Below are 12,264 nucleotides of genomic sequence, written 5' to 3'. Positions count from 1 at the left end.
GCACCGAGTCATAACAGGTTTGCAATATCTGGTCGGGTCCGGCATCCACAAAAACGTCCACCGGAGGAACAAAAATGGTCATCTGGTCCGTATCGGTATTGCCGCAGGCATCGGATCCGATAAAAGTGATAACCGAGGTGCCGGGCGGGGCATACTGAAATATTTGCTCGGTGCTGATCAATTGATTTCCGTTGTACCATTCAAAGGAGTAGTTCTCATCGCCTCCGGATATCTCACCTACAAGATTGGCAAACTCAAAGCATGATTCAATGAACTGGTCTTCACCGGCATCAACAAAAACGGGCGGAGCCACAGGCACATTGATGGTGATATCGCCGGTAACGGACTCCATGCCACAGGTGTCGCCCACGGTAATGGTGTAGGTAATGGTTTCGAGCGGCGCCAGTGTTTGTTCAGGCCCGTCAAATCCGTCCGACCAATCGAATGTGTACAGCCCATACCCCTCAAGCGGGATGGGCCCAATCGTGACGCTGTCTCCGCAGGCTTCTATCCACACATCCTCGAATATGGCGTCGAGCGGTTGGACGGTGTTAATCCAAAATGTGAACTCATTGGTGAGCACATCTCCGCCGCATTGGGAAGCTATGTTCGTGATGGTAATGATGGCTTGCATAGGCCCGGTAATATCTACTCCGGGAGGGATGGTGAGCTCAAATGTTACACTTTGCATTCCGGGCTCAAACACGATGCTATCTGGCAACAAAGGGTAGTGCACGCCATTAATAGCGTCTCCGCTGTACTCAATCCACACGGTTTCTGTCATGGAGGTATCACCGGGGCGGGTAAAAGTGAGGTACGCAAGTCCGCAACCATCGTAAAGCGTAGAGTCGTTTACACCCACAGGAATTTCAAGAGATGCATCAATAAAAAGGTTGGACTGAAAACTCGCAGCTTCGATAATCACTGCAGAGTCAAGAATCTGGTCACTGGCATCGGCAACACCCAGTTTGATATGGTATGTTTCACCACATATCACCTCGGCATATGCTGTGATGGTTACCGTCAGTCCGGGAAACTGAATGTCTCCGGGTATGGGTGGGTTGTTTGCCACAAAATATTGACTGTCGTTCATGTAGTTGGGGTTCACATTGAGACAGTTTGGGTGATTGGCAGGAACACCCGAATTGATGGTATTAACTCCGATAAAAGTGTCTGAGCCTGGAATGAGGGCAATATTTGCTGCGTTGTTCATAAATTGTCCACCACCATTGATTCCCGGGCCACTGATAAAAAACCCGAAGGGGTCGTTGTAGCTCGAGCACGTAAAGCCAGGATACTCGTGAGACATGAAAACGAAACGAATCTCAAGGGAATCTCCATTGGGAATAAAGTCGAATTCCAAAATGGCACAATCGTTCACCGAAAAAGGACTTGCAATAACCGCTAAATCAGGATCACCTGTTAAACTTGGGTTGATTGCCCCCCCAGCGGCGGTGCCATCCAGTTGACCTACATGTCCGCTTGCCATCACAATTCCCTCATCAAAATCCACAAAATTGCTCGGGCCAATAAAGCGCCCGATTTGATTGTTCTGAACATTGCCCGGCTGACCGTTAAAAGTGATGTTCCAGGCCGTAATTCCTTGTCCTAGCAACACATCCTGCACAAGTTGTTCAGGTGTCATGGAGACATCCACTTCTACCTGTGCAGAAATATGAGTCACTGCCATAACAAGCAACATGACGGTGATGAGGTGCTTGTAGATATTATTCATCGAGTGTAGTTTTAATGCGGTTTTACAGTCAGCCGAGGTATGACGTCTGGAAAAGGCGATGGTTGCACTTCGCACTCCCATTGGAACATATCACATACTTGCTTCCTGCAAATTTAGCTAGCGAATATCGTAATTGTCTTTGTTTTTCTGCCATTTTGTGACCTGAATTTTCGTACAGGCTGGCGGTGAGCTGGGTAAACCTTACGCTCAAAGCGCCTCTGGATTGGTATATTTGTCGCATTCATTTTTAAGTCTAAATCACACCGTAAGATGCAAGCACTGGATAACTACATTGAATCAAACCGCCAACGTTTCCTGGATGAACTTGTTCAATTTCTGCGTATACCATCGGTTAGTGCACAACCTAAACACAAAGAGGACGTGCTCAAGGCGGCTGAATTCGTGAGAGACCAGCTTACAGCAGCAGGAGCGCACAAAGCCGAGGTGATGCCCACAAACGGGCACCCCATTGTGTACGGCGAATACATTACTGACAACAACCTGCCCACAGTTCTGGTTTACGGGCACTACGATGTGCAGCCTTCCGACCCGGATGATCTTTGGGATAGCCCTGCTTTTGAGCCGGTGATTAAAGACGACCTGATTATTGCCCGCGGTGCTGCCGACGATAAAGGCCAGATGTACATGCACATCAAAGCACTTGAGGCCATGCATGGGCTGAAAGAAGTGCCCTGCAATATCAAGTTCATTTTTGAGGGAGAAGAAGAGGTTGGGTCGGTAGAGCTGGCCCCTTTCCTGGAGCGCCACAAAGAAATGCTGCGCGCCGATGTAGTGCTGGTTTCTGATACCGCCATGATTGCCAACGACGTGCCGTCCATTACGGTGGGTTTGCGCGGACTGAGCTACGTGGAAGTAGAAGTGACCGGTCCGAACCGCGATTTGCATTCCGGTATTTACGGCGGAGCTGTGGCTAACCCGATTAACATTCTGGCTCAAATGATTGCAAGTTTGCACGATAACGATCACCGCATAACCGTAGAGGGTTTTTATGACGATGTGCAGGAGGTATCTGCCGAAGAACGGGCAGAGATGAACAAAGCCCCCTTTGACCTGGAGAAGTACAAACAAGACCTCGAAATCAGTGAAGTGTGGGGAGAAACAGGCTACAATACCTCTGAGCGAGCTTCCATCCGGCCCACCCTCGATGTGAACGGTATTTGGGGCGGATACACCGGCGATGGCGCCAAAACGGTATTGCCCTCAAAAGCATATGCCAAAATATCCATGCGATTGGTTCCCAACCAGGATCCGGAAAAAATCACCCAGCTTTTTCAGCAACACTTCGAATCCATTGCTCCTGATTGTGTGAAAGTGAAAGTGACCCCGCATCACGGTGGCGACCCAGCAGTTACCTCACTCGAATCGGCCGGATACCGCGCTGCCCACAAAGCCATGCACGATACTTTTGGCAAAGAACCCATCCCCGTGCGTGGGGGAGGAAGTATTCCCATTGTGGCCCTGTTCAAGAACATTCTGGGTCTTGATACCGTGCTGATGGGCTTTGGGCTGAACTCCAATAAGATTCACTCACCCAATGAGAACTACGGTATTTTCAACTACTTCAAGGGAATTGAAACCATACCGCGTTTTTACAAGCACTTTGCTTCTCTGCACAACGAACAATGAGCGCAAAATTTTTCCTCGCAGGGTTACTGGCTTTTTGCTGCCTTTCTTCCTGCTCATACAACGATGTGGACATCACCGATATTCGCAAGTTCAGGGTGAAATCCATGGGCTCCGATCGTTTGTATTTCTCCTTTGATGTGCATATTGACAACCCCAACAGCTACCCGCTAAAGGTTTCCAGCACTGACCTCGAAATGGAAATCAACCGCGTGAACTTTGGTAAACTCTACCTCGAAGAGCCGGTGCAAGTGCCCAAAAAGTTCAAAGGGTATGTAAATGTTCAGTCGTCAGTAAGTGCAGAAAAAGCCGGAAGCAACCTCATCAGTGTACTGGTGGGTAGCCTGATTACCCAATCGCTGGATGTCAGGCTGCACGGAAAAGTGCGTGGAGGCTCCGGTTTGTTCACCAAAAATTTTGATGTAGATCATCGCGAAAAAGTTGCCTTTGACGGAAATATCCGCCCGCGCTGAAACGGCGTGTAACTTCAGTGGCCCCGCTCTTGTGCGGTTCCCTTTATCTTTGCGCCCTATGCACCCGGTGATGCTCATAAAGCTGCGCTGGCTGAACCTTTTGGTTCTGGCCTCCTTTTTTTCCTGCTCACCCCAAACCGATTCCATGAAGCACGACAAACAGCCCAACAGACTTGCCAATGAGAGCAGCCCATATCTCCTTCAGCATGCATACAACCCCGTAGATTGGTACCCTTGGGGAGAAGAAGCATTTGAAAAAGCCCGCAAGGAAAACAAGCTGGTGCTGATTAGTATCGGCTATTCTGCCTGCCACTGGTGTCACGTGATGGAGCGCGAGTCGTTTGAAAACGACACCCTCGCAGCCATTATGAACGAGCATTTTGTGTCGGTGAAGGTTGATCGTGAAGAGCGCCCCGATGTAGATCAAATCTACATGAATGCCGTACAACTTATGACTGGAAGCGGGGGTTGGCCACTCAACTGCTTTACTTTGCCCGATGGCCGACCGGTGTATGGCGGAACCTATTTCCCTCCTGCGCAATGGGAGAAAATCCTCATCACCCTGCACGAAACCTGGCAACAGGAACCTGAAAAATTTGCCGAATACGCCCAAAAACTCACCGAAGGCGTGCAGCAAAGCGATCTTGTGCAGCTCCAGGAAGACGAGGCATGGCTCTCGCGCGATACCCTGGACCTTGCTGTGCGCAAGTGGAAAGACTCCTTTGACGAAATAGCCGGCGGACCAAACCGCGCTCCGAAATTCCCGCTGCCCAACAACTACCAGTTTCTCCTCAACTACGGATTTTTAGCCGGCGATGAGAAAGTGAGTGCCCACGTAAAGCTTACACTCAACAAAATGGCCATGGGCGGCATTTACGACCAGGTAGGTGGCGGTTTTGCGCGCTATTCGGTGGACATGGTGTGGAAAGTTCCCCACTTCGAGAAAATGCTCTACGACAACGGCCAGTTGCTTAGCCTGTACAGCTTGGCATACAGACGTTACCGCGACCCGCTTCACAAACACGTGGTATATCAAACAGCCGAATGGCTTGAGCGGGAAATGACGGCCGCAAACGGTGCTTTTTACAGTGCCCTCGACGCAGACAGCGAAGGCGAGGAAGGAAAGTTCTATGTGTGGAAAGAGGACGAACTGAAAGAGCTGTTCGGCGATGATTTCCCTTTTGTGAAAGACCTTTACAGCATTGGCGGCACCGCACTTTGGGAACACGGAAACAACATTCCGCTCCGCAAAAAGACCGATGAGGAGCTGATGCAAATCCACAAGCTTACACCCGAGGAACTGCTTGCCAAACAAGGTGAGGTAAACAAGACCCTGCTTGCAGCCCGCGAAAAACGCGTAAGACCCGGTTTGGACGACAAAACCCTCACTTCATGGAATGCGCTTACCGTGTCGGGACTGTGCGAAGCCTATCTCACCTTTGGTGATGAGCGTTTCCTTGAACCCGCCAGAAAGAATATGGATTTCCTGCTCTCTGCCCAGCGGCGCTCTGACGGGGGCCTGAATCACAGCTACAAAGATGGCAAAAGCACCATCAATGGCTACCTGGAAGATTACTGCTTCACCATTGAAGCCCTGCTCGATCTTTACCGAGCCACCTTTGAGGAGCAATGGCTCGAAACGGCCCGCGAGCTTACCGATTACACCATTGCACATTTTTCACAAGAGGAAACAGGCATGTTTTATTTCACTTCTGATTTGGATCCTCCGCTGATTGCGAGAAAAACCGAGGTGAGCGATAACGTGATACCATCCTCCAACTCTGTGATGGCGCGTGTGCTCTTTTTGCAAGGCCACCTTTGGTTCAATGAGGCATACCTTGAGCGCTCACGGCAGATGCTCCGCAACGTAGCACCCATGATTCCAAAGTACGCATCGGGTTACAGCAACTGGGCCAACCTGATGCTGGGCGAAGTGTACAACTGGCGCGAGGTGGTGATTACCGGCGATGAAGCCATAACCTTGGCGTTAGAGCTGCAATCCAACTTCACGCCCAATGTTTCCGTGCTGGCTGCAAAGCATGAAAGTGAACTGCCTTTGTTCGAAAGTCGCTTTTTTGAAAACCAAACCACCATCTTTGTCTGCGAAAACAGAGCATGCCAAATGCCGGTAAACGAGGTTGCGGCTGCCCTGAAACAACTCAGATGGTGAAACAAGGAGCAATGTGGTTGATGTGGATGGCACTTTTTCCGTGTGCCGTTTTTGCTCAGCTCATTGATAATTCACGCGGCATTTCGCTGGTTGATGATCACCGCTTTAACCCGGCCTTTGTGCGGGCCAACAAGGTTTCTGAGATTTCTGGCAGTTTTTCTTCCAAGCGTGAGTCAGATATTATTCGCGAATCGGACGAGAACATCACCTACGAGTTTGACCGCGCAGGAAGGCTCTTTAAAGTAGAAACATCCCGAATGATCCGTGGCCAGCGCGAGTTCAACGCCATTGTGTATCGCTACGACAGCGATGGCTTGCTGCTCGATCGGATTGTGGCAGATATTCACGGAGCCACGTCCTACCGATATACTTACGACGACCAGCGCCGTGTGATTAGTGAAACATGCTCGCGCATGGAATCGCCCCGCGACACGCTTTCCACAACAGGCCCGAAACGAACCGAAATTTACACCGAGCAGATTCGCTATACCGAGCTGGAAAACGGCGAGAAACGTACCACTTACAACAGCTATGATAAGCCGTACAAAGAGGAGTGGCTGATTCTCGATGAACACGGCTATCTTCGTGAGCATCGCACCCGTTTTATCACCAACAACAGGATGAGTTCCGTGAAGTACGACTACAACGAAAGAGGTCTCCTAAGTGAAAAAATAGTTCGCGCCAATATGTCCATTCCCGATACCCTTCACTTTAGCTATGTGTATGACGATGCCGGTAACCTGCTTGAGGCCTATGAAAAACTCAACAGTGAGAGTATCCGAAGAATAGAATACCTGTACGACGAGGCGAACTGGCTGATGAAAGCCCGTCTCGCCAAAGACGAGGCCACCGAGTTCATTCGCATTGCACAGTACAAAACAGCTTTTTTTGAATAGAAAGAGCACGCTTTAGGTGCCCGGGCGCACACTTTCAGGTTTTTTAAGATAGTTGTCAAATTTTCAGACTTTTCTGAGCGTACCTTTGCGCGAAATAGTACGGATATGCTAAAAAGTGCTGAAGGCATGAACATCCCTGAAACCAATCTTCCGCGACTGGTGGTAATTGGTGGCGGTTTTGGAGGAATGCAACTTATTACACGGCTGCCCGCCAAACGCTTCCAAACCGTGTTGATTGACCAGCACAACTATCACACGTTTCAGCCCCTGCTTTACCAGGTTGCAACCGCAGGTCTTGAACCCGATTCTATTGCGTACCCGCTCCGGAAGGTGTTTATGAAACGACACGAGTTTTACTTCCGCATGAGTAAAGTAACGGGTGTAGATGTTGAGAATAGCGAGGTGCAGACCGACATAGGCAACCTGCAGTACGACTACCTTGTGGTGGCTACGGGTTCAACCACCAATTTTTTTGGCAACGCCTCTTTCGAATCGCTCTCTATGGGAATGAAGAACATTCCTGAGGCCTTGGATATCCGGTCGTTATTGTTGCAGAACTTTGAAAAGGCGCTTCTTACCAGTGATCTCAAAGAGCGTGAAAGCCTGATGAACGTGGTCATTGTGGGTGCAGGCCCCACGGGAGTGGAACTTGCGGGTGCCATTGCAGAGCTCCGCAGACACGTACTTCCAAGTGATTACCCCGATCTCGATTTTCGCCGGATGAACATTCACCTCGTGGAGGCGGGAGAGCGCGTATTGGCATCCATGAGCCCTAAGGCTTCAGAAAAGGCTAAAAGCTACCTCGAAAAGCTTGGGGTACAGGTGTGGCTTAACACCAAAGTAGAAGACTACGACGGTAAAACCATAACCACAAGCCAGAAACCCATGCCTACCCAAACCTTTATCTGGGCAGCTGGCGTAAAGGGAGCGCCTGTCCACGGGTTTTCTACGGATCAGTTGGGGCGTCAGCAGCGATTATGGGTAAATGAGCACAACCGCGTAAAAGATTGTGACAACGTTTATGCCATAGGCGATGTGGCTTACATGGAAACAGAGGCGTTTCCGCAGGGCCACCCGATGGTAGCCCAGGTCGCCATTCAATCCGCACAAAACCTTGCCCGAAACCTGATTCGTCAATCGGAAGGAAAGGAGCCGAAACCATTTCTATACAAGGACCTTGGTTCTATGGCGACCATTGGCCGTAAACGGGCAGTTGCCGATTTGCCGCGATGGAAACTGCAGGGAACCTTTGCGTGGTTTGTCTGGATGTTCGTACACCTTATGTCGCTGGTTGGCTTTCGCAATCGCCTCATTGTTTTCATTAACTGGACGCACAACTTCTTCAACTACAACCGCGATATCCGGTTGATTATACGGCCTTTTTCGAGGGATTGACTCAGAGTAAGCCCTGGAGTCATCTTTGAGAAGTTGCACCGCTACTTTTTATCGAACCCGGGATTCCTCGCCACCCATCACATTTGGGTCAGCCATCCTTCCGAAAACCTTAACTTCGCGCCCTTGAATTCAAACGCAATCAACATGAAAAAATGGTTTAGTGTTCTCTTAATCTTCGCCGCCTTGTTGCAGGTTGCTCCTGTAAAGGCCGACGAAGGAATGTGGCTACCGCTGATGATTAAGCGCCTTAATCAGCGCGATCTGCAGGAAATGGGTCTTCAACTTACGCCCGAAGAAATTTACAGCGTAAACAACAGCAGTCTCAAAGATGCCATCGTTTCGCTCGGTGGTTTTTGTACCGGTGAAATCATCAGCGATCAGGGCCTGATGCTCACCAATCACCACTGTGCATACGATGCTATTCGTACCCATAGCTCGGTAGAAAACGACTACCTTACCAACGGTTTTTGGGCCATGAGCCGCGATCAGGAACTGCCCAACCGTGGACTTACTGCATCTTTCGTGGTTCGGATGGATGATGTAACAGAGCGGGTGCTGGCTGCTGTGAATAACGAAATGTCTGAATCGGAGCGCGAGGCGGCTGTTTCGGCAGTGATGCGCGAAATTGAAAAGGAAGCATCCGAAGGCAATCATTACCGCGCAAGAGTGCGCGATTTTTTCCGTGGAAATGAATACTACCTGTTCCTCTATGAAGTGTTTCAGGATGTGCGCCTTGTAGGGGCTCCGCCCGAAAGCATCGGAAAATACGGCGGAGATACCGACAACTGGATGTGGCCCCGCCATACTGGTGATTTTGCCCTGATGAGGGTGTACTCAGGTCCGGATGGGAAGCCTGCGCCCTACAGCGAAGACAATGTACCCCTCAAGCCCCGTCATCACCTGCCGGTTTCACTCGATGGAGTAGAGGAGGGCGATTTCGCCATGGTGATGGGTTTTCCCGGAAGCACCGATCGCTACCTGACCTCTTTTGGTATTCGACAGGCTCTCGATATCAAGAACCCCACAGTGGTGGATATCCGCGACCTCAAGCTGAAACTTATGAAAGAGGACATGGATGCCGATGAGGCAGTACGAATTAAATACGCTTCTAAATACGCCCAAACGGCCAACTACTGGAAGTACTTTATTGGTCAAAGCCGGGGTCTGAAGCGCCTCAACGTGTACGAAAAGAAAAAAGAGCTGGAAGCTGAGTTTGCCCGCTGGGTAAATGCCGATCGCGCCCGCCAGCAGCAATATGGCAATACGCTTCAAACCATTGAGGAAGGGTACAAAATGATGGAAGACTACGTAAAAGGCAATACCTATATTCTGGAGGCCGGTGTGCTCAGTGCCGACGCGATCTTGTTTGCCTTCCGCTTCAGCAGACTTTTTCAGGCCTATGATGCCGCTGAAGATGAAACGGCGCGTGAAGCACTGAAGCAGCAGTTGGTGAGCCTCGGCGAAAGTCATTTTGAAGAATACAGCTACGACACCGATTTGAAACTCTTCAGCCGCATGCTTGGCAAGTATTATATGGACGTGTCTAAAGAACAGCACCCTGAGTTTTTCTCCTTTGTGAGTAAGAAATTCAAAGGCGACTTTGACCGCTATGGCAAAACAGCATTCAGCAAATCCATCTTTACCGACAAAGATCGCTACTTGGCATTTCTCGAGAAACCCAATGCAAAGAGCCTTGAGAAGGATCTTATTGCGCAGGCTTCCGGTGATTTGATGGGGATGTACTTCGGCATGAATGAGCGCAACGCAGAGGCCAATGCCAAACTTGAGCGAGGCTACCGCGAGTTTATTGCAGGCTTGCGCGAAATGAAGCCCGACAAGCAGTTTTTCCCGGATGCCAACTCAACCCTGCGAATCAGCCTCGGCTCGGTGGGGGCCTACAACGCGGCCGATGCAGTGTTTTACGAATTCTATACTACACTTGAAGGTGTGATGGAAAAAGAAGATCCCACCAACCCCGAATTCATCGTGCCTGAAAAACTCAAGGAATTGCACCGCAATCGAGACTATGGCCGCTATGCCGACAGTGAAGGCCGTATGATTGTGAATTTCATCAGCAACAATGACATCACCGGTGGAAACTCCGGCAGTCCGGTGATCAATGGAAAAGGCGAATTGATTGGCTGTGCCTTCGACGGAAACTGGGAAGCCATGAGCGGCGACATAGCCTTTGAACACGAACTTCAGCGTACCATTTCAGTGGATGCCCGCTACATCCTTTTTATCATCGACAAATTTGCGGGTGCAGCGCATCTCGTGGATGAAATGACGGTGGTGAAAAACACCCGACCGGCCAGAGCCGTTCGCGAGGGAGCAGAACTGCGTCAACCGGCGGAGTAAGAACTTGAAAAATTCTTGAAACGAAAAAAGGCCGCAATGCGCGGCCTTTTTTCGTTTGATGTAACGCGGACGCTACAGCTTCATAAGGTATTCCCGCACCATTACGCCCTCAAAGGGATAAACGGTACTGTGCTCCATTCTCCAGCCCTGACGGGTAAAGTGTCCGAGGGCTTCCATGCCGTTTGAAAAACGCTGCTTTTCCAGGGTAAGTGACATTAGCTTCTGCTTGTCCTTAGGCAGCGTCTTGAGCAAAAGCTCCCTTTCAGAATCAAAAATGATGGTTACCTCTGACTTTCCGCCTTCGCCGGGCCGAAATGTTTCCTGAATAATACAAAACACATCCTGATTACCGTCATTATCGCTTCTTGATGCAGCAGCTGCCGCTTCTCTCGATTTTTGGGCTCGCTCCCGCGCAAGACGTTCTCTTTCTACATCCTGTTGTGCTTCACGCTTTTCCCGTGCTTCTTTGGCGCGCTGCTCACGCTCTTTCACATATTGCTCACGCTTGTCATCGGGCATGGTGATTTCCTGCGCGTATGTTGCTCCTGCACCCAGTAGCATAATTGCTATCAATACTTTTTTCATGTTGTTGAATTTGGTTGTTGCAAAGATTGTAAAATAAAGCACGCGGCAAAAACTGTGCTCTTTTCATCACAACGGCCAAAGTGCTACTTTTGGCGCTGCTCCCGCAGACATGAAAAAGCTTTACTCTTTTCTGCTCAACACACTTCCCCGGCCGTTACTCATTAGACTGAGCTATGTGTTTCGCTTGTTTACACCCATCCTTTTCAGGGGAAACAAGGTGGAATGCCCGGTGTGCGGGAATCATTTTTCGCGGTTTCTCAGCTACGGATCTAAGGTGGCGCAGCGCGACAATGTGCTTTGTCCAAATTGTCTTTCGCTCGAAAGGCACCGGTTGATGTGGCTGTATCTGCAGCGCAGAACCAATTTTTTTACCGATCAGCTTAAGGTATTGCACATCGCACCCGAACAGTGTTTTTACGGCAGGTTTAAAAAACTCAAAAATATCGATTACCTGTGTGGCGATTTGTACTCGCCGCTGGCCGATGTGAAATTCGACCTGCACGACATTCCGTTTGAAGACAATCGCTTTGATGTGATTTTCTGCAACCACGTGCTCGAGCACGTTGATGATGCCCACCGCTGTATGACGGAATTACACCGTGTATTGAAGCCCGGAGGTTTTGGCATTTTACAGGTGCCCATTGACTACTCGCGTGAAACGACTTACGAAGATCCGGCCATCACCGCGCCCGAAGATCGGGAAAAGCACTACTGGCAAAAAGACCATGTGCGGCTTTTTGGCCGCGACTATCCCGAAAAACTGCGGGCTGCGGGTTTTATCGTCACCGAAGAAAAACTGGTGCAGGAATTGCCCGCCGAAGAAGCTGAGCGATATCGCCTGCAAACATCTGAAATACTCTACAGGGTAGGGAAGGTGTGAAGATTATACCCCTAACGCCTCACCATCACTTTGACCAGTCGCTCGCGTCGCAGCTTGCCCGTCTGGGCGAGTGACTACCCTCCATCAGAGTCACCGCTCCGGGACTCTGATGACCGCTCAAAAACACT

9 protein-coding genes are annotated in these 12,264 nt (G+C 50.0%); 7 read left to right on the top strand and 2 right to left on the bottom strand.

From position 1 onward, the window contains the following. On the bottom strand, positions 1-1,816 hold a 1,816-nt coding region (locus EA392_05535; GenBank protein TVR39789.1), incomplete at its 3' end, for a hypothetical protein. Between the two features lie 198 nt (positions 1,817-2,014). On the opposite strand from EA392_05535, the gene EA392_05530 reads away from it, so the two are divergent. From EA392_05530 to EA392_05505, 6 genes are all read left to right on the top strand, one after another. Next, positions 2,015-3,382, top strand: a complete 1,368-nt coding sequence (locus tag EA392_05530; GenBank protein TVR39793.1) for a dipeptidase — start codon at positions 2,015-2,017, stop codon at positions 3,380-3,382. Beyond that, positions 3,379-3,852, top strand: coding sequence for a hypothetical protein (locus EA392_05525; GenBank protein TVR39788.1), 474 nt, complete (start codon positions 3,379-3,381; stop codon positions 3,850-3,852). The genes EA392_05530 and EA392_05525 overlap by 4 nt, the downstream gene beginning before the upstream one ends. 70 nt (positions 3,853-3,922) lie before the next feature. Then, positions 3,923-6,022, top strand: a complete 2,100-nt coding sequence (locus EA392_05520) for a thioredoxin domain-containing protein (protein TVR39792.1) — start codon at positions 3,923-3,925, stop codon at positions 6,020-6,022. Beyond that, entirely contained in the window at positions 5,968-6,918 is a 951-nt protein-coding gene (locus tag EA392_05515; GenBank protein TVR39787.1) for a hypothetical protein, read from the top strand. Before EA392_05520 ends, EA392_05515 begins: the two co-directional genes overlap by 55 nt. 126 nt (positions 6,919-7,044) lie before the next feature. Beyond that, complete coding sequence (locus EA392_05510) at positions 7,045-8,313, top strand: NAD(P)/FAD-dependent oxidoreductase (GenBank protein ID TVR39791.1); 1,269 nt, start codon at positions 7,045-7,047, stop codon at positions 8,311-8,313. A 144-nt stretch (positions 8,314-8,457) separates the two neighbouring features. Beyond that, positions 8,458-10,671, top strand: a complete 2,214-nt coding sequence (locus EA392_05505; GenBank protein TVR39790.1) for a S46 family peptidase — start codon at positions 8,458-8,460, stop codon at positions 10,669-10,671. 72 nt (positions 10,672-10,743) lie between these two features. On the opposite strand, the gene EA392_05500 is transcribed toward EA392_05505, so the two are convergent. Further along, a complete protein-coding gene (locus EA392_05500; GenBank protein TVR39786.1) occupies positions 10,744-11,298 on the bottom strand; it encodes a hypothetical protein in 555 nt (184 codons plus the stop codon). Positions 11,299-11,365: 67 nt separating this feature from the next. On the opposite strand from EA392_05500, the gene EA392_05495 reads away from it, so the two are divergent. Further along, positions 11,366-12,136 (top strand): methyltransferase domain-containing protein, encoded by a 771-nt coding sequence (locus EA392_05495; protein ID TVR39785.1) that lies wholly within the window; start codon positions 11,366-11,368, stop codon positions 12,134-12,136. Positions 12,137-12,264 lie beyond the last annotated feature (128 nt).

It is taken from the genome of Cryomorphaceae bacterium (genome assembly GCA_007695365.1).
In the GTDB taxonomy this organism is placed as follows: Bacteria; Bacteroidota; Bacteroidia; order Flavobacteriales_D; family SKUL01; genus SKUL01.
This window is presented reverse-complemented; position numbering and strand designations above follow the sequence as displayed.

Excerpts from the sequence above, each read along its gene's own strand:
- EA392_05525 (TVR39788.1), top strand. The coding sequence starts at position 3,379 with ATGAGCGCAAAATTTTTCCTCGCAGGGTTACTGGCTTTTTGCTGCCTT.
- EA392_05520 (TVR39792.1), top strand. The coding sequence starts at position 3,923 with ATGCTCATAAAGCTGCGCTGGCTGAACCTTTTGGTTCTGGCCTCCTTT.
- EA392_05515 (TVR39787.1), top strand. The coding sequence starts at position 5,968 with ATGCCAAATGCCGGTAAACGAGGTTGCGGCTGCCCTGAAACAACTCAG.
- EA392_05510 (TVR39791.1), top strand. The coding sequence starts at position 7,045 with ATGAACATCCCTGAAACCAATCTTCCGCGACTGGTGGTAATTGGTGGC.
- EA392_05505 (TVR39790.1), top strand. The coding sequence starts at position 8,458 with ATGAAAAAATGGTTTAGTGTTCTCTTAATCTTCGCCGCCTTGTTGCAG.
- EA392_05495 (TVR39785.1), top strand. The coding sequence starts at position 11,366 with ATGAAAAAGCTTTACTCTTTTCTGCTCAACACACTTCCCCGGCCGTTA.